At 59.9% G+C, this 17,410-nt stretch carries 21 protein-coding genes, 1 tRNA gene and 2 rRNA genes (1 of these 24 running past the window's edge); 18 read left to right on the top strand and 6 right to left on the bottom strand.

Going from position 1 to position 17,410, the window contains the following annotated elements; all coding sequences use genetic code 11:
• Positions 1-46: 46 nt before the first annotated feature.
• Both EF888_RS02375 and EF888_RS02370 read left to right on the top strand, forming a co-directional pair.
• Positions 47-610 carry a tetratricopeptide repeat protein gene (locus EF888_RS02375; RefSeq protein ID WP_109757276.1) on the top strand — a complete coding sequence of 188 codons (564 nt, stop codon included), beginning with the start codon at positions 47-49 and terminating at the stop codon, positions 608-610.
• Position 611: 1 nt separating this feature from the next.
• On the top strand, positions 612-1,028 hold the full coding sequence (locus EF888_RS02370) for an acyl-CoA thioesterase (RefSeq protein ID WP_109757275.1): 417 nt from the start codon (positions 612-614) through the stop codon (positions 1,026-1,028).
• 381 nt (positions 1,029-1,409) lie between these two features.
• On the opposite strand, the gene EF888_RS02365 is transcribed toward EF888_RS02370, so the two are convergent.
• Together EF888_RS02365 and EF888_RS02360 are read right to left on the bottom strand one after the other, a co-directional pair.
• A complete protein-coding gene (locus EF888_RS02365; RefSeq protein WP_109757274.1) occupies positions 1,410-2,177 on the bottom strand; it encodes an HpcH/HpaI aldolase family protein in 768 nt (255 codons plus the stop codon).
• A 248-nt stretch (positions 2,178-2,425) separates the two neighbouring features.
• Positions 2,426-3,343: a zinc ABC transporter substrate-binding protein gene (locus tag EF888_RS02360; protein WP_109757914.1), complete on the bottom strand. Its 918-nt coding sequence runs from the start codon at positions 3,341-3,343 to the stop codon at positions 2,426-2,428.
• Positions 3,344-3,398: 55 nt separating this feature from the next.
• Between EF888_RS02360 and EF888_RS02355 the strand changes: the two genes are divergently transcribed.
• The 7 genes from EF888_RS02355 to EF888_RS02325 all read left to right on the top strand — a co-directional run bounded on the left by EF888_RS02355 (position 3,399) and on the right by EF888_RS02325 (position 9,689).
• A complete protein-coding gene (locus tag EF888_RS02355) occupies positions 3,399-3,902 on the top strand; it encodes a transcriptional repressor (RefSeq protein ID WP_109757273.1) in 504 nt (167 codons plus the stop codon).
• Complete coding sequence (locus EF888_RS02350) at positions 3,899-4,684, top strand: metal ABC transporter ATP-binding protein (protein ID WP_109757272.1); 786 nt, start codon at positions 3,899-3,901, stop codon at positions 4,682-4,684. Before EF888_RS02355 ends, EF888_RS02350 begins: the two co-directional genes overlap by 4 nt.
• Positions 4,684-5,490, top strand: coding sequence for an iron chelate uptake ABC transporter family permease subunit (locus EF888_RS02345; protein ID WP_109757271.1), 807 nt, complete (start codon positions 4,684-4,686; stop codon positions 5,488-5,490). The genes EF888_RS02350 and EF888_RS02345 overlap by 1 nt, the downstream gene beginning before the upstream one ends.
• A gap of 233 nt (positions 5,491-5,723) precedes the next feature.
• On the top strand, positions 5,724-7,004 hold the full coding sequence (locus tag EF888_RS02340; protein ID WP_109757270.1) for a tyrosine-type recombinase/integrase: 1,281 nt from the start codon (positions 5,724-5,726) through the stop codon (positions 7,002-7,004).
• Between the two features lie 280 nt (positions 7,005-7,284).
• Complete coding sequence (locus tag EF888_RS02335) at positions 7,285-7,482, top strand: hypothetical protein (protein ID WP_109757269.1); 198 nt, start codon at positions 7,285-7,287, stop codon at positions 7,480-7,482.
• Between the two features lie 230 nt (positions 7,483-7,712).
• A complete protein-coding gene (locus EF888_RS02330) occupies positions 7,713-7,985 on the top strand; it encodes a helix-turn-helix transcriptional regulator (RefSeq protein WP_109757268.1) in 273 nt (90 codons plus the stop codon).
• 294 nt (positions 7,986-8,279) lie between these two features.
• The gene (locus EF888_RS02325; RefSeq protein WP_164721556.1) at positions 8,280-9,689 is read left to right on the top strand and encodes an AAA family ATPase; all 1,410 of its coding nucleotides are present in this window, start codon (positions 8,280-8,282) and stop codon (positions 9,687-9,689) included.
• 200 nt (positions 9,690-9,889) lie between these two features.
• Here the strand turns inward: EF888_RS02325 and EF888_RS21655 are convergent, their stop codons facing one another.
• On the bottom strand, positions 9,890-10,066 hold the full coding sequence (locus EF888_RS21655; RefSeq protein ID WP_164721555.1) for a hypothetical protein: 177 nt from the start codon (positions 10,064-10,066) through the stop codon (positions 9,890-9,892).
• A 266-nt stretch (positions 10,067-10,332) separates the two neighbouring features.
• Here EF888_RS21655 and EF888_RS02320 point away from each other — a divergent pair, with 266 nt between their 5' ends.
• From EF888_RS02320 to EF888_RS02290, 8 genes are all read left to right on the top strand, one after another.
• Entirely contained in the window at positions 10,333-11,397 is a 1,065-nt protein-coding gene (locus EF888_RS02320) for a ParA family protein (protein WP_109757266.1), read from the top strand.
• Between the two features lie 5 nt (positions 11,398-11,402).
• A complete protein-coding gene (locus tag EF888_RS02315; RefSeq protein ID WP_109757265.1) occupies positions 11,403-12,044 on the top strand; it encodes a HEPN domain-containing protein in 642 nt (213 codons plus the stop codon).
• Between the two features lie 172 nt (positions 12,045-12,216).
• On the top strand, positions 12,217-12,930 hold the full coding sequence (locus tag EF888_RS02310) for a hypothetical protein (protein WP_109757264.1): 714 nt from the start codon (positions 12,217-12,219) through the stop codon (positions 12,928-12,930).
• A 35-nt stretch (positions 12,931-12,965) separates the two neighbouring features.
• Positions 12,966-13,439 carry a DUF5681 domain-containing protein gene (locus EF888_RS02305; protein WP_206508406.1) on the top strand — a complete coding sequence of 158 codons (474 nt, stop codon included), beginning with the start codon at positions 12,966-12,968 and terminating at the stop codon, positions 13,437-13,439.
• Complete coding sequence (locus EF888_RS02300; protein WP_109757263.1) at positions 13,436-13,828, top strand: hypothetical protein; 393 nt, start codon at positions 13,436-13,438, stop codon at positions 13,826-13,828. Before EF888_RS02305 ends, EF888_RS02300 begins: the two co-directional genes overlap by 4 nt.
• 128 nt (positions 13,829-13,956) lie before the next feature.
• The gene (locus EF888_RS21650; RefSeq protein WP_164721554.1) at positions 13,957-14,121 is read left to right on the top strand and encodes a hypothetical protein; all 165 of its coding nucleotides are present in this window, start codon (positions 13,957-13,959) and stop codon (positions 14,119-14,121) included.
• Complete coding sequence (locus EF888_RS02295) at positions 14,114-14,341, top strand: hypothetical protein (RefSeq protein WP_126918473.1); 228 nt, start codon at positions 14,114-14,116, stop codon at positions 14,339-14,341. The genes EF888_RS21650 and EF888_RS02295 overlap by 8 nt, the downstream gene beginning before the upstream one ends.
• A 275-nt stretch (positions 14,342-14,616) precedes the next feature.
• Positions 14,617-15,153: a hypothetical protein gene (locus EF888_RS02290; RefSeq protein ID WP_109757260.1), complete on the top strand. Its 537-nt coding sequence runs from the start codon at positions 14,617-14,619 to the stop codon at positions 15,151-15,153.
• A gap of 207 nt (positions 15,154-15,360) precedes the next feature.
• Here the strand turns inward: EF888_RS02290 and EF888_RS02285 are convergent.
• Positions 15,361-15,437, bottom strand: a tRNA-Met gene (locus EF888_RS02285).
• Between the two features lie 223 nt (positions 15,438-15,660).
• Here EF888_RS02285 and EF888_RS21645 point away from each other — a divergent pair.
• Positions 15,661-15,870 carry a hypothetical protein gene (locus tag EF888_RS21645; RefSeq protein ID WP_146202971.1) on the top strand — a complete coding sequence of 70 codons (210 nt, stop codon included), beginning with the start codon at positions 15,661-15,663 and terminating at the stop codon, positions 15,868-15,870.
• Positions 15,871-16,068: 198 nt separating this feature from the next.
• On the opposite strand, the gene rrf is transcribed toward EF888_RS21645, so the two are convergent.
• Together rrf and EF888_RS02275 are read right to left on the bottom strand one after the other, a co-directional pair.
• Positions 16,069-16,183, bottom strand: a 5S ribosomal RNA gene (gene rrf / locus EF888_RS02280).
• An 85-nt stretch (positions 16,184-16,268) separates the two neighbouring features.
• A 23S ribosomal RNA gene (locus tag EF888_RS02275) occupies positions 16,269-17,410 on the bottom strand; it runs 1,689 nt beyond the window's last position.

Here is a 17,410-nt window from a genome sequence, read left to right as displayed (position 1 = left end):
GGTCTTTCGGGCTCGCATTCGCCCGCTGTTGCGCTAAACTCGATATATGGGCCGCAGAACGTCAACTCTCAAATACGCCGTAGCGGCACTTGTGACCGGCTTCGTCATATCTGGCTCAGCTCTGGCTGTTGAGGACTCCGAACTCGACGCTCTTTTCGAGGGTCTGAGGGGCGGTGATCCTGCCGCCGCAGCACAGATCGAGCAGCGGATCTACGATATCTGGTCGAAATCAGGCTCACCATCGATGGACCTGCTTCTGGAGCGGGGGCGCAAAGCGCTGGAAAGTGGCGACTGGAAGACCGCTGTCGAACACTTCAGTGCTCTGATCGACCACGCCCCGGACTTCGCCGAAGGCTACAACGGACGCGCGACAGCCTATTTCATGGCCGGGCAATTCGGTCAGGCGGTCGAGGACATCGGTCAGACGCTTTCGCTCAATCCAAAGCATTTCGCGGCGATGAGCGGGCTGGCGCTGATCCTGCAGGAGCTTGGACGGCCTGAAGACGCGCTCGAGATTTGGCGCGAGGTGGAAACACTCACGCCGCACCGCGAGGGGTTGTCGCAGACGATCCTCGAACTCGAGCGTCAGGTCGACGGCCAGACGCTCTAGGATGCTTTCGAACATCACGAACCGTCGCATCGAATGGGGCGACTGCGATCCTGCGGGCATCGTCTTCAATCCCAACTATTTCCGCTGGTTCGATCATGCGACGGCGTTGCTTTACGAGGCCGCCGGATGGCCGAAGGATGCGATGCTCGCCCATTTCAGCGCGGCCGGCTGTCCCGTGGTCGAGACCGGGGCGACGTTCCGCGCGCCGTGCCGCTATGGCGAGGAGGTGACGATCGAGACCTCCATCCTCGAGGTGCGTCGATCTTCGTTCCTCATTGGGCATGTCCTGAGAAAGGGCGAGACGATCTGCGTCGAGGGAAAGGAAACGCGCGTGTGGACAATCCGCGATCCATCGTCTCAAGCATTGAAGTCAGCCGCCCTGCCCGATGAGTTGGCCACACGGTTTCGCGAAGGCTAAACGTCAGGCCGTGCGGACCACGGCCTCTGGAAGAGTGAGCAGCTCAAGAAACTCACGACAAAGGCCGCGGCACCCGGAGCAGCCGACGCATGTTTCGTGAAGCCTGGCGATCTTCTGACCGACTTCGATCGTTCTAGGCGCATAAGCAATCTTGCGTTCGACCTGCATCTCAAACCCTTACCTTCACCCTCAGACCTGAGTCGCGCCGATCTTATCTTGAGCGCGGCCAAAACAACTTGAAACATCAAACGGCGCTTCAAGATTTCGCGGGAATGATGCAATCCCACCTGTCCCGACGCCCAGTCTAGCATGGTTCGTGTGACAGGCGAATGTCGGACCAATCAGTTCGTGACAGCGTGAATTTCGAGCGGCTATCCCGCCCTATTCCCATTCCGCCCGGCGAGAGACGGCGGCGCGACGAAGGAGTGCAGCGTCCACGTCGACAGCGATGAAAAGCGCTCCGGCCTTCTTTGCCTCGTGCAAAAAGGGCTGGTCGAGCGACAGAAGACCGGCGGGAACACCTTTCGCCGTCACCCTCCTAATGCCGTCGAGGATCGCTGCCTGCACTTCAGGATGGTTCGGCTGGCCAGGATATCCGAAGCTCGCGGCCAGGTCGGCAGGGCCAAAGAAGACTCCATCCACGCCGTCGACTGCAGCGATGTCGTCCAGTTGCTCCAGTGCCGCGCGGGTTTCGACCTGGACGAGCAGGCAAATCTCCTCGCTTGCGCGGGCGGCGTAGCCTTCGACCGTCCCGTACCGGGTGGCGCGCGTGACACCAGCAACACCGCGAATGCCTTTCGGTGGATAGGTCACGGCGGCGACCGCAGCGCGGGCCTCGTCGGCGGACTGGACGAACGGAACAAGGAGCGTCTGGGCGCCGGCGTCCAGCAGCTTCTTGATCGCGACGGCGTCATTCCACGGCGGGCGGACGACGGCCGCAACGGGCGAGGTCGCGACGGCGCGCAGATATGTCACGACTTCGGCCGGTCCGATGGTGGAGTGCTCGGTGTCGAGCATGAGCCAATCGAACCCACACCCCGCAAGCATCTCGCCCACGGACGGGTCCGAGATCGAAGCCCAGAGGCCGATCTGCTCGCGGCCGTCGCGCAGCGCCACCTTGAAGGAGTTGGGAGGAAGAGAAGAGGTCATGTCGATCTCATTCGAAAGTGACGCCAATGGCGCCTAAGGGGCTGGAAGGCATGGCATCCTCAATGGTCATCGCGAACAATGTGAGAGGCGGCAGGGCGCAGTCCCGCCTCGTGGTTTCCGCGGGCCGAATCCTGTCTGCAGCGGCCTGATGGTCTTTGTCGCTCAGCATCCGGTCCTCGGCCTTTGGAAAGACCTTCGAACGCGGTCCCTGCTCCGTCTCTAGCGCGAGGGGCGGCGGGTTTCAAAGGTCAAGACAGGCAATCCGACAGGGCATTCGCCAGGTTCCGAAGAAGTTGGGTATAGAATTGCGGTCCCGGCTCGAGCGACGCGCCTAGCGGATCGAGGACGGCAGTGCGGGCCGTGGTTCCGTCCAGCACAGTGTCGACCAGACCCGCATTGAATTGCGGTTCCGCCAGAACGCAGTCGATCCCGTCCTCAGCGATCCTGTCCCTGATCTCGGCGATCCGCGCCGGGCTGGGGTCCGATGCATCGGCGAGAGAGATGGCCCCGAAGGCCTGAAGGTCGAAGGTCGACTCGAAATACTGGTAAGCGTCGTGAAACACCACGAACCTGCGCTCCTTCAGCGGAGCCAATACGTTGGCGATGTCGTCCCTGGTCGCCGACAACTCTTCGCGACCCGCTTTCGCGTTGATCGCATAGACCTCGGCATGATCTGGATCCGCATCAGACAAGGCGCCAGCGATTGCGTCGAGCCACAGAGCAGCATTGTCCGGTGAAAGCCAAGAATGAGGGTCATTCTCGTCTTCGCCGTGATCGTCATCATGGTCGTGGGCATCCTGGCTGTCGAACAGTACGCCCTCGCGGAAAGGCAGAATCAAGCTGCCCTCGACTTCGGACAGGGGGACCTCGGTAGCGCCATCGGCAAGGGTCGCGATGGTTTCGCCAAACCAGGGAGTAAGATCCTCGCCGATCCAGAAGATCAGCTCCGCGTCCTGAAGCGCCTTGGCCTCGGATGGCCTAAGAGTGTGTTCATGCGGGCTCGATCCCGGCGGCAGGATCAACTCGGGCGCGGCGACACCCTCCATCACGCGCGCCACGAGAGAATGGACGGGCGCAATGTCGGCGACTACCCTGGGAACCTCGGCATAGGCCGCAGTTCCGAGACCGAAGGCCGCCGTCAGCGCCGTCAGGGGGATTCTGGACATCGGTCGCTCCATGTGATCTTATAACATATCAACTCTTAGGACAGATCATCCGCCCGTGACAAGCCACTCCGAGAAACACAGCGCCATTGCATTTGAGCGGCATAACCACGGCGCCTGCGTGCGATCGGGCCTGACGGACGTTGAAGCTCTATGCGCGCGGGAGGGGCTGAGGTTGACCCCGGTGCGGCGCAAGACGCTCGAGGTGCTTTTGCAGGATCACCGCGCCCTTGGGGCTTACGAAGTTCTGGACCGCCTGCGGGATGCCGGGTTCGGATCTCAGCCGCCCGTTGCCTATCGAGCGCTGGACTTCCTTGTCTCGCACGGCTTCGTGCACAAGGTCGAATGCCTGAACGCCTTCGTCGCCTGCGCCGACCCGAAGGCCGCGCATTCACCCGCCTTCATGATTTGCCGGGTCTGCGCGTCTGTCGCCGAGGCGATGACGCCGACGGCGAAGGGGGCTCTCGGCGATGCCGCGAGAGCAGCAGGTTTCCGAATCGAATGCACTGTGCTGGAGGCCGAGGGCCTGTGTCCTGCCTGCGCCAAAGAGGAAGCGGCATGAGCCTTCTCGACGTGCGCGATCTGTCGGTGCGCTACGGCAGCCATGAGGCGCTGCACGACGTGAGCCTGTCCATCGACGCAGGCGAGATCGTCACAATCGTCGGGCCGAACGGGTCGGGCAAAACCAGCCTTCTGCGCGCCATCGTGGGTGCTGTTCCGATTTCTGCCGGCCGCATCAAAAGGGCCTCGGGCCTGATCCTCGGCTATGTTCCGCAACGGCTGCACATCGATCCGACGATGCCCATGACCGTCGCGCGATTCCTTCGCCTGCGAAGAGGCGCAACGCGCGATCAGATCGCGTCATCCCTATCTCGCGCCGGAGTGCCGGATGTCACTGACAGACAGATGGCGGATTTGTCCGGCGGACAGCTTCAGCGAGTCCTCTTGGCGCGTGCCCTGGTGTCACGCCCGGGACTGCTGCTACTCGACGAACCGACACAGGGACTAGACCAGCCAGGGTCGGCAGCATTCTATCGCCTCATCGAGGAAGTCAGGCGCGACACGGGCTGCGCCGTCCTGATGATCAGCCACGAACTTCATGTCGTCATGGCGGCATCGGACCGGGTGATCTGCATCAACGGTCACGTCTGTTGCCACGGAACACCCGACGTGGTGTCCTCCGCACCGGAATACCGGGCGCTGTTCGGCAGCGGAACCGGCGGGGCGCTTGCTCTTTACCGCCACGACCATGACCATGCTCACGGCCACTCGCATCACGGTCACGCCCACTCCGATGGCGCGACCTGCAATCACGCGCATCCCGAGAATGAGGCGGCCGACTGATGCTCGACGACTTTATGACCCGCGCCACACTTGGCGGCATAGGCGTGGCCGTCGCGACGGCACCCCTGGGCAGCTTCGTTGTTTGGCGTCGCATGGCCTATTTCGGTGATGCGACAGCCCACGCCGCAATACTTGGCGTTGCGCTGTCCCTGGCCTTGCAGGTCTCGGTCTTTCTCGGGGCGCTTGGCGTGGCACTCGCCATGGCTATGACGGTAAACGCCCTGTCTGGTCGCACCCATTCAATGGACACCCTCCTGGGCGTTCTTGCCCACTCGGCGCTGGCATTCGGGCTGGTGGCCGTGTCGTTCCTTCAGGGCGTCAGGATCGACTTGATGGCCTACCTCTTCGGCGACATCCTCGCCGTCTCGCGCCTGGACGTCGCGGCAATCTGGAGCGGAGCGCTTGTCGTCGCCGGCCTGATCGCCTGGCGCTGGTCGGCCCTTCTGACAGCGACGCTGAACGAGGACTTGGCCTACGCGGACGGCATCGACCCCCGGCGGGAGAGGCTGGTCCTGACGCTCGCCCTTGCAGTGACAGTCGCCGTCGCGATCAAGGTGGTCGGCATTCTCCTGATCTCGGCCATGCTGATCGTCCCGGCAGCGGCCGCACGTCCGCTGTCGCGAACGCCGGAGAGGATGGTTCTGACGGCGGGCATCATAGGGTCCATGTCCGTCCTCGTCGGTCTCCGAGTGGCACTAGTGGCGGACACGCCCGCCGGCCCGTCCATCGTGTGCACGGCAGCGCTCGTTTTCGCTGCATCCGGGACCGTATCGGCATTCCGAAGGGCGACACTCGCGAGCGCCTGAAGTTTGCACGTTCGCCATTTTTCAGGGTGTTGGTTGCGGGGGTAGGATTTGAACCTACGACCTTCAGGTTATGAGTTTGAGTTTGCAGTCTACGGCCTACTACGGGTTTCTACGCAAGAGCGCGCTTTATCATTTAATTTCAGTATCTTGATGTCCTTGTAAGGACGTGGCAGAACGCCTTACACCATTCTAGTGCGCTAGTTGGGCGCTAGTTTTGGTCAAAGGAAAACCACATGCCGAAGCTCACGAAGACCTTCGTTGAAGGGGTAGATGTGCCTGCCACAGGGCACAAGATTCACTGGGACGACCGCGTGTCTGGCTATGGGCTGAAGGTCACCGCGACAGGGGTGCGTTCTTTCATCGCCCAGGGGCGGGCAAAGGGGAAGGTGGTGATCGTCACCATCGGTCGCTTTCCGCTCTACACCGAGGATCAGGCCCGGAAGCGGGCACTGGCGGCGCTTCAGCGGATGCGCGACGGCATTAACCCGAACGCCGAGAAGAGGGCCGCGGAGGCGGAGCAGGTCACTCTGCGCGAGGTGATGGAGGCGTATCTGAGCCGGCCCGGCAAGCTGAAGCCCAGCAGTTCGGCGGAGTCCCGCAGGCATGTTGAGCAGGTGTTCGCGGCGTGGATTGACAAGCCCATCACCTCCATCAGCGAGGACATGGTGCGCAAGCGGCACCGCGAAATGGCGACGATGGGTCTGCGCGGTAAGGGACCGGCGCCGGGTCAGGCGAATCTCAGCATGACCACGCTTCGGGCGCTCATCAACTTCGCCAGCCGCCAGTACCGGCGCGCCGATGGAACCCCCCTGTTCCTCTACAACCCGGTCGACATTTTGAAGGATCACTGGGCCAAGCTCGGGACGCGGACGCAGCGGTACATCGACAAGGCGACCATCGGTGCTGCATGGAACGCTTTGCACGAAGCCCGCGCGAACCCGAAGAACGTCGACGCTCTCGCCGGGATCGACCTGATTCTGTTCCTCCTTCTCACGGGCGCTCGCCGCAACGAAGGAGCCATGTTGACTTGGGATCGGGTGCATTTGGACGACGACCCCGCCAAGTGCTGGTGGCACCTGCCCGACCCGAAGAACGGGCGCGAGGTTTTTTTGCCGGTCAGCAAGCAGGCGATCGCTGTGCTGCGGAACCGGGAGCGCGAACGGGTGAAGGGAAACCCCCATGTCTTCCCCTCGCGTTCCAAAGCTGGGCACATCCTCGACCCTCGCGCCCCGATGCAACTGATCAGCGAGTTAGCTGCGAAGCGGCTGAGCTGCCATGACCTGCGGCGGACCTTCACGAACATCTCGCTCCGTGAATGCCTGATCGAGAAATTTCGCACTGACTTGCTGACGTGCCATGTTCCCGCCGCTGCGGACGTGACAGCTCGGAATTACCTCGATCTTACCAAGCTCGAGTGGCTTCAACCCGAGGTTGAGCGCATCGGTGACTACATTGAGCGCCAAGGGCGGATCGCGGCGGGCGACAACGTGGTGGCGCTCCCCGCTCGCGCGTAGCCCCCGAAAATTTCGGGCGGCGCTAGGGGATGGCGGATGGCCGGGGGAAAGGTGGCTCCCGGCTCGCTCCCCGGCTCTAGCGCGGCGTTGCGCGGCGACCCGCGTTGTTGCCACATCTGACACTTGTCAGGTCGCGCTGGACTGGGTATTCAATACTCATCTTCATGCAACGAATGGTCCGGGACCGCGTGAGGTAGTCCTCCTGAGCAGGCGCTGACGAAACCGCTCGTCCGCCTGCTTTTTGATTCAGGCGGCGGGCATCTGAACAGGAGATATTCAGATGCAGACCATCAGTAGGCCGCGCTCAACGCGCTACAGCCGCATTCACCTTACGAGTAAAGAAATCAGCCATATCCTCGCAAAGACCGACGAGGTGCTTCGCGGCGATCAGCTCGAATACACGGCGACCGAATTCATCTCCCAAATGAAGTTCGAGATTCAGGACTACTTCAACGGCCGGGAAGGTATGGATGACTAATTTCGAACTCGACCCGCTCTAGCGAGGCGGGTTGCCTCCGACTGCAGGCTTCGCTTGTACGACTTGCTACGCGACAGCTACTATAGCTGCAATGTGCCGCACTGGGGCACGCCCACGAGGCAAGTTCCAGAGAACCGAACGAAGTGGAGCAAGGGTGAAAGCCCCCCAGGACACAGCTCAAACGCCGACCGCCGCGCACGTCGCGGCTCCGGCAAGCTGGAGTCCAGAGTATGGCCCACAAGGAACTGTCCGTTGAGGATATGACTTTCGAGCAGCATTGCGAGCTGTTCAACTACACCCCCAAGAAACGTCCGATCACCAGCAAGGAACTAGCTGACCTGCGCGGCGTCAGCGAGCGCACGGTGGAGGGTGATCGCGTGCGAGGCGTTGGCCCGCGCTACTTCCAGCCGCCGGGCACCCGCCGCGTCATGTATTCAGAACGCGACGTCCTCGCGTGGTTGGTGTCGGGCGCAAAGCACAGCACCAGCGAGAACGCGGCGTAGGTCGGCCTTCATACCATGAATATGAACGCCCACGGCCGAAACGCGGAATGCAGCAAGGGTGCGCCCGCATCAGGTGTGCCCGCCATCCAGCACGGACATAGCCGTGCCCACGAAAAAGGGGACCGGCGCGACCCGGCCCCCTCAGTCATCCAGACTTTGAACTGTCCCAGCCAAATCAGATACGAAAGGACTGCAACATGAGCAGTATGCAACAGGCCGGTGGGACCGGCAACGACACCCTGCGCTTAAACGCGGAGGGGTTGCAGCATGCCTAACAATTGGCTCGAAGAGCGCATGAAAGATTCACTCGAGTTTCAAGACAATCCGAGCTGGACGCCCGAGCAGCGCAAGGCGGCCCTTGAGCATTGGAACAAGGCATACGAATACTCGCTCTTGACGCCCGAAGAGCGAACAGCCCGGCTGCGCGAGCAGGAACTTAGGAACGCGGCAGATCTTACCGAGAAGATCACCAAGCAACATGAAGCTGAGTTGAAGGTCGAGGAAGCGCGGACCAGACGAGAGCAAATCAGAAAGGGCCTTTCGCCTTCGGTCGCCAATGGCCCGCGCACCCTAGTTGGGCGCAGCCTCGGTTCAGTGCAGCCGCGATCCATTCAATGGCTTTGGACCGGATGGGTCCCGAAGGGATACATCACCCTGCTGGCGGGCGAGACTGGGGCGGGCAAGACCACGGTCCTGGCGGACATCGCGGCGAGGATAACCACGGGCTCGCCCTGGCCCGGCGAGTTTCATGCTCAACCCGGCGAGAACGCAACACGACCTCACCCCGTGCGCCCGGCCTCCCGCGTCCTGTGGCTCGGGAGCGAGGATGGCATTGAGGAAATGACCGTGCCGCGTCTCATGGCGTGCGGCGCCAACTTGAACAACGTCATTGAGATTCAGGGCGTGACCCAAGAGGGCCAGCGCAACACCTTTTCGATGCAGGATGACCTAGGCGCGGTGGCGGAGTGGTTGGTTTTCGCGGAGACAGAGGGCCACCCCTTCGCCATGTTGGTGATTGACCCGGTGACAAGCTACCTGCCGGGGCAGAAGCTGCGGAGGGTAGACCTCAACGACGCCGGGCAGCTCCGGTCCGTGCTTGAGCCGTGGCTGATACTCGCACAGAAGCACCGGATCGCAGTCGTCTGCGTCACTCACTTCGCCAAGGACACCGCCCGCGCAATGCTGCATCGGGTTCTCGGGTCTGCCGCCTTCGCCCAGACCTGCCGGAGCCTCATCGCTGTTATCGAGCCGCCTGCCACAGACGACTACGAGCCCGACCAGTTTGAAAGGGCGATGATTCAAGTGAAGGTGAACCTTCCAGAGCATCCCGGCGGCGCATGGCGTTTCTGTACGGAGAAAGTCGAGGTCGGGACGGACCCTGACTACCAGACGCCGATCTACGCGACCCGACCGGCATGGGAACAGCTTGACCACGCCTTGACGCCGAAGACCGCCGTAGGTCCAGCTCGCGGACCCCAAAGCCAGTATGGACTTCCGTTCGCCGTGTGGCTCCAAGCTTTCTTCGCGGAACGCTCTGACCGCGAATGGCTCCGAGTAGACCTAGTGAAGATGATCGCGATCACGGAGAAGGTGGCCACAGAGAACTGGTGGAGCAAGAACAGCAACACTTATCTGGAGAAGCGAAACGACGGCGGTTGCTGGTTCTGCCGCCCCAAGGGCACAACCCCTAAAGAAACTCCGTAGTGTGGTGATAGTGGGGACTGTGCTGGGAGAGTGGGGAAACTGGGGGGCGTGATACCAAACAATAACTTAGCTGAATGTGTAAGGCCCCATCGCCCCCACTTTCCCCGCATACCACCCTCCCCACCGTGCGCAGACACGCCCGGCCGCGCGACTCGCTGGCTCCTTGGGCTCAGTTCAGCAGGAGCCGCGCAGGTAGCTTCCTAATCGTCGTTACAGACGTCGCAGATGGCGGCATCAGGCGTGACGACACCTTCGGAGACGGGGAAAGGATTGTTGCAGTGCAGGCAGACAGCATAGCCGCCACCGGAGCGACGCTCGGCGTCCATCTCTCGCTGGTGTTGCTCCTGCGCCCACTTGCGCGTCGCGTCATTGCTCATGATCCAAGTCCCTTCTGAGGCACTGCCACCATCCCGATTCAATCCGGCGAAAGTTGGGCCGTCGGTCGACCCACATATTGGGTATATGTCCGCCGCCGGGGCCTAAGCCCTTGGCGTGCATCCGTTCTGCGTGTGGTGATAAAAAGCCGTCTAGCCTTTCACTAGCAGGACATTACTTCGAAATATGTCAGCAACGTCGTACGAAAACTCTTGGCGCTTCATATAGTTTACCGTCATAATGGATGACAGCAATACTAGGAACTTAGATGAAACAGATCGCAATCTTCAATCATAAAGGCGGCGTCGCCAAGACTACGATGACCTTTCATCTTGGCTGGATGCTAGCGTTGATGGGTAAGCGAACGATGCTTGTGGACTGCGACCCACAATGTAATCTGACAGGCGTTTTTCTTGGCGATGTTGACGCAGAGGACTATCCATTTGAAAGCGAAGTTCCGCAAAAGCCGCGAAATATCCGGGATGCGGTTCGGCCGGCATTTGAGTCGCGCCCCTACATGATTGAACCAACCGAACTCTTTCCGTCACCGACGTGCCGTGACCTTTTCTTACTACCCGGGCACGTCGGTCTTTCTGAGTATGAAAGCCAGCTTGCAGTCTCACATGAACTTAGCAATACGCTCTCAGCGCTCCAGAACATTCCGGGAGCGCTGCACCATGCGATCACTATTACCGGCGAACAGAACTCCATAGATTTTGCACTTATAGACATGAGTCCAAGCCTTGGAGCGATCAATCAGAATCTTTTCATGACCAGCGACGCATTCATAATTCCAATGGCGCCAGATCTTTTTTCCTCGATGGCGCTCAGATCACTTTCTCGAACGCTTCCAAAGTGGTCAGAATGGGGGAAGAAAGCAGCAAGCAATGCCGTATTGAAGATGGCCGATTACCCATTTCCAGATTCCAGCCCAAAATATCTTGGCTCGACGGTCCAGAATTTTCGAAAGCGGGCCAGAGGCGAGGAGGAAGCCAGGCCTACTCAGGCCTTTCAAAGGTGGTTTGATCGACTTGCAGAGACAAGGGAGGCGGATCTCCTAGAAGCCTTGCGCAACGCAAAAATGCTGCTTCCGGACGAGGTCTACAATTCCGCCGGTGCACCTACAGATCAGTTTTTAATGGAAATCGGTTCGCTCGACGGATTAATCGCGACGGCTCAGGAACTTGCAAAACCCGTGTTCGCCATCGATCTCCAAGCCGATACAACGTTCCGCGGAAATGTCGCAGATACGTACAGGAACAAAATCGACGACGTGCGGTTGGGCTTCGAGAGCGGAGCGAAAAAGGTGATCGCACTAGCTGATAGTTTCTAGCTCCAATGGAAAGGTTTGACGACGCGATTGCAACCTTTCTACACGCTGTCGAGCGGGCACGTCAGATGGTTAGCCTATTCGATGCGCTGTCTGCCATTCGCATTCGTGACCCTGCAAATGATGACGCTCTGCGGTCAGCCTACATCCTAGCGGTTAGCTCGTTTGATTTCTTTGCGCATGAGCTTGCGTTGGTAGAGGCCAAGCACAGATTTCGGTCCTCGCTGAAAACGCGAAATATCACCCTACCAATGGAGTTGATGACCATCAATGATGCTGAGGAGCGATCTAACGCGGCCGAAAGCCAGATTCGTCAGTCCAACTCCTACAAGGCATTTGTTGACCCAGCAAAGTTAGCGGAGATGCTTTCATGTTATTGTGCAAACCCCTGGCAGAAGATTACTGAGAGGTTGAACGAAGGGAAGGTAGTGGGTGACAGGCGAACTGATGTCCAAGTAAAGGGCCAGTTAAAGAGTATTTGGAAGAGGCGCAACCAAATTGCTCACGAAGCAGACGTGAACCCAACATTAGCGGGCATAACTCTGTGGCCAATCGATAAGCCCGACACCGAATTGACTATCGCTTTCATCCTTGAACTCGGCGAGCATCTGCCAGGCGTCATAGCTGAAGCCCTGCCGGAAGAGGACTAGGACCAAGACTGCCCCCTCAGAATTACGGACCCGCATATCCGCAATATGTCCGCCGACCCTTTCCCCCATCGACCTAAGGCATTGTTAGGAAAAGAAAAAGCTAGTGGACCTAAAGCGAGAGCAGGTACGCTTATAGCACATTTGTAGCCAGATCAGGCATCGAGGGACGAAAATGAGCATCACAGACGACGTGAAAGTGGACACCCGCATCACCCCGGCTCTTCATCCCGGCGTTGTGGAAAACATTGACGGCTACGGTGACGACACGAAGGACGTGCTCGCCCAGGTCATGACCGCCTTCAGCACCGCCTACGAGAACGTCCGCTCCGTATGGGACGCCCGCGAGAAGGTGGAGCAGGACACCAGCAAGACGGCAGACGCCCGCCTGCTCCAGCTGGACGGCTTCGCGGCGAAGAAGCTGGAGAGCGCGACCCGGACATTCGACGCCACCAGTGCCCGCATTACGACTACGATCAGATACCTTGAGGGCGAGCTTGCGCAGCCTATTGCAGAGAAGGCGTCAGGGAGCGTCGCGGCGGAGATACGCGCCCATGCCAAGTCACTGCCGACAGACAAGCTGCACCAGCTCATCAGCGACGCGGTGGACGGTGGAGACAGCTTGACAGTCGGGGCTGTGTTGATGGGGCCTGCCTACCTCAGCGGCCTGACCCCTGACTTACAGAAGACGTACCTGAAGCACTGGAACCAAAAGCAGCGTCCCGACGTGGCGAAGCGCCTGCACGTTCTGCAACAGGCGAAGGCGATGCTGGACCGTGACGCAGGCAAGGTCTTCGTTGCGATGGAAAAGGCTGTGGGCGGCACGTCCACCAAGGCGAGGCAAGTCCGCCTCGCACAGATGGCGGCTGACAAAGCCACCTCCGCGTGACGCTGCTCGCACCTTGATAAGATCAGGATCGACGGATGGCAAAGCAGACCGAACTTATCCAACCCGAGTGGAAGAAGGGCTTCGTGCCAAAGCCCGCACCCACGAAGTGGGAAGCCGGTATGGCAAGTCCGAACCCTCTTGGGCGTCCTAAGGGTGTCCTTGATAAGCGAACGAAGGTGACACGGGCGCTGATGGATGACGCACCCGCTGTCGCCCGCGTGGTCATTGACGCGGCGATGGAAGGCGACATGACCGCGGCGGGGCTGGTCCTGTCCCGCTGCGCTCCCGTCATCAAGTCGCAGGCGGAGCGAGTCCAGTTCGAGTTGAACAGGGATGCGCCACTTGCCGAGCAAGCCCGTCAGATCATGCAGGCGGTGGCGAACGGCGAAGTGGACCCCGACACCGGGCGCATCCTGATTGGGTGCCTCAGTTCGGTCGCTGGCATCGAGGCTGTGACGGAGCTGGAGCGGCGGATCCTCGAACTTGAATCTCGGGAGGTGAAGCGATGAGCGTCATTCATACGAAGCGCAACATGGTTGCGGCATACGAACCGTTGCCGGAGGACCTATTCGTGGAGGTGCGCATTGGCACGCCCAGCGGACGGCGCGTGCTTCTCACCAAGAAGATCGCGGAGTACGAGACGGCAGTGACATGGGCGCGCGAGATGGCGGACGTGATGGAGCACCATATCGAAGTGGTCCCGGTCACCGGTCCTGAATACATGCACCGGAACCGCAGCAGCATAGCGCACTTCATGGCCACCCTCACCGACCAGGAGCATGGCGAGGTGCGAAGCATCTTGGTGACGGCAATGGGGGACCTGATGCGGGACAGCGACGATCCTGAGATTCGACGTGAAGCGCATGGCGTGTTGAGGCAGTTGAGGGCGATTGAATGAGACGCGCATCCCCACCCGATCGCTGGTTCGATCCAGCCCGCGGGTCCGTCCGGACGCCTCGCCCTGTGGAGGAGGAGGATCGGGGAGTAACGTTCGCCTATGGCCGCCATTGGCGCAACGAAAGTGTCGTGGCGAAGGACGACCCTGACCACACCGTCACGCCTGAAGAGCAGAAGTTGCTGCACCAGCGCGAACTGGAAGCGGCGAAAGATCGGCAAGCCCGAAATGATGCGAATCTCGCTGCCGCCCTGCGTCTAGGCGCTGCGCTGAAGGTGCTGAAAGGCGATGGGTAGCGCGCGGGCACTATTGGCGCGGGTCGCCCGCCTCGAAGATGCGCGGCGGCCCCGGCTCTCGCGCATCGCCCGCGCCTATGGTTCCTTCGACGCGTTCGAGGCGCGGATACGCGTCGAAGCTGAAGCTGGTGGGCTGGACAGGATCGACTGGCTCGGTGAGAAGGGCGATGGCGGCGTGCTGCGGTGCCTTCGCCGGTGGGAAGAGGAAGGCCTATGCTGAGTGAGCAGCCGCCGTGGTTGGCACGATGGCAGCAAGGCGAGCCGCCGCTACAGCCGCACCCACAGTCGCAGGTCGGGGGGCTCAGGGGGGTGGCTGCCCAAAGGGACAAACCGGCTCCACGCGCGACTACAGCGAGCCTCGTCTCAACTCGTTCGGCTTCAGCGAACCGCTGCCTGAGACATGCCCGCTTTCCCTCCGTGGGGCCCTGCAATCGCCGCATTTTGGTCCTCGGAAAGCTGGTATAGCTCCGCGAAAGCCTGACGGAGACATGCTAGATGAAGAACATTCTGATTGTCGGTTTAGCGTGTCTCGTAGCGGCCTTGGTCTTTGGTGTTGAGCCCGTGCAGCGAGCGATAAACGAGGCGACGTATCAGGGCACCTTGAAGGGTGTCGAAACTTGCATGGACTATTCAAGGAGTGAACTTCTGTCCAAAGAGGCCGTCAGGGCAACGTGTGTCAGCACCTTTCAGAAGCGTCTATATGACAACGACCATGCGACCGGACGCGCCGGACCAAGGATGAACCAGCAAACGGTTGGCTGGGGTGGCATCCTCGAAAACAGGACGGCCGACCATGTTACTACTTGGGTCCGTATTTCTCTCAGCATTTTCGACGCGGACGGCAACGCGCAAGAGATTTCTGCCGAAACACCGATTTGGATAGACCCCTTAGGTGAAGCGGAGTTCAGAGTAGACCTACCTGAACTTGAACCCGAGCAGCTGGAAAACATCAACTTCTGCGAACATGAAAGTATTGCTCCAAAGTCCTGCATGACATGGGGTGTCGTAGACATGATGGGCGTTGCGATCTAGGTTCGTTCGCCGATTTGCCGCCAGAGTCCCCGCTAGCTGAACTCTGTGAGCTGAAGGGCTACCGTGCGCTGCACTCGCTCAGCGAGGCCCTATGACACTTTCCCAACGACTCGCTCTGTGGCGGCTAGCTAGGTGCTGTTTCGACTACAGGACAGCAAAACAGCCCCGCGGAGGGGCTGCGCAAACAGCTGTAATTGCTGCTGTTTTTGGTTGCGGGGGTAGGATTTGAACCTACGACCTTCAGGTTATGAGCCTGACGAGCTACCGGGCTGCTCCACCCCGCGTCACCGAAGTGTCATCTAGCCGTCATTCCGTGGCACCGCAAGGGTCGGCGGGGAAGTTTTCCAAGTTTCCGTGACGTCGTGCCGATGTGGGACTGAAAGCGACACCCGGGGACCCAGGGCGCGGCCTCCACTTGCTGCGCTTGGGCGTCCCATCCTATCGCCACGGCATGTTCCTGCACGCCTTCGTTCTTCCTTTCGTTGCATTGGTCTTGTCTTGGGGGTCGTGATCGCACTCTGGCTGATCCTGACCCAAGCCAAGATCGTTGCACCGAAGTTGGTGCAGCTGGAGCGTCCAATGCTGCTCGTCTGGCTCGATGCAAAGGCCGACGCGTTCCTGCAAGCCTGGGCCGCCAATAAGGCAGGTGAGTACGTCGCCCTTTCTAACTCATGTGGAATGGTACAGGCGGATCGAGCCCGTGGCCTCTTCAGTTAACTGCGAAAGGGCAGCGCGCCGAGCTTCGGGCAGGTAGATTTCTCTGCCCACACTATCACGATGTCCGAGGGGCTCCAAAGCACTGGTCCTACACATGCTGAGATCGCGATGGTGTCTTCAAAACAAAAACCGCCGCCTCAGAGAGGCGGCGGTTTCAATCGAACATCGTCGAGAGATACATACGATGTTGCTCATTAGGTTTGGCGGTGACCTACTCTCCCACGTCTTAAGACGCAGTACCATCGGCGCTGCAGCACTTAACTGCCGAGTTCGGGATGGGATCGGGTGTTTTGCTTGCGCTATGACCACCAAACCAAAAGAACAACATCGTCATCAGTGATGACGTTTCCAAGTCAAGAGCGGCGTATGCTCTCGATCGAGCCAGACTGCTTCTGGATCAAATCAAGCCTATCGGGCAATTAGTACCGGTCAACTGAACGCATTGCTGCGCTTACATCTCCGGCCTATCGACGTGGTGGTCTACCACGGCCCTCAGGGATACCTTGTTTTGAGGGGGGCTTCCCGCTTAGATGCCTTCAGCGGTTATCCTTTCCGGACATAGCTACCCTGCACTGCCGTTGGCACGACAACAGGTCCACCAGTGGTCCGTTCACCCCGGTCCTCTCGTACTAGGGGCAACTCCTCTCAAGTATCCTACACCCACGGCAGATAGGGACCGAACTGTCTCACGACGTTCTAAACCCAGCTCACGTACCTCTTTAAATGGCGAACAGCCATACCCTTGGGACCTGCTCCAGCCCCAGGATGAGATGAGCCGACATCGAGGTGCCAAACGGTGCCGTCGATATGGACTCTTGGGCACCATCAGCCTGTTATCCCCAGCGTACCTTTTATCCGTTGAGCGATGGCCCTTCCACTCGGGACCACCGGATCACTATGGCCGTCTTTCGACTCTGCTCGACTTGTCAGTCTTGCAGTCAGGCTGGCTTCTGCCATTGCACTCAACGAGCGATGTCCGACCGCTCTGAGCCAACCTTCGCGCGCCTCCGTTACTCTTTGGGAGGCGACCGCCCCAGTCAAACTACCCACCACACAGGGTCCCGGATCCGGATAACGGACCGCGGTTAGACATCAAGCAAAGCAAGGGTGGTATCTCAAGGGAGGCTCCACAGGAACTAGCGTCCCTGCTTCAAAGCCTACCACCTATCCTGCACATGCTTGGCCTGATGCCAGTGTGAAGTTGTAGTAAAGGTGCATGGGGTCTTTCCGTCTAACCGCGGGAAGCCTGCATCTTGACAGGCAATTCAATTTCGCTGAGTCGATGTTGGAGACAGCGGGGAAGTCGTTACGCCATTCGTGCAGGTCGGAACTTACCCGACAAGGAATTTCGCTACCTTAGGACCGTTATAGTTACGGCCGCCGTTTACCGGGGCTTCAATTCGGAGCTTGCACCCCTCCTTTTAACCTTCCGGCACCGGGCAGGCGTCAGACCCTATACGTCGTCTTGCGACTTCGCAGAGCCCTGTGTTTTTAGTAAACAGTCGCCACCCCCTGGTTTGTGCCCCCAGATTCCACTTGC

The sequence above is a fragment of the Silicimonas algicola genome (assembly GCF_003970735.1).
GTDB lineage: Bacteria > Pseudomonadota > Alphaproteobacteria > Rhodobacterales > Rhodobacteraceae > Silicimonas > Silicimonas algicola.
This window is presented reverse-complemented; position numbering and strand designations above follow the sequence as displayed.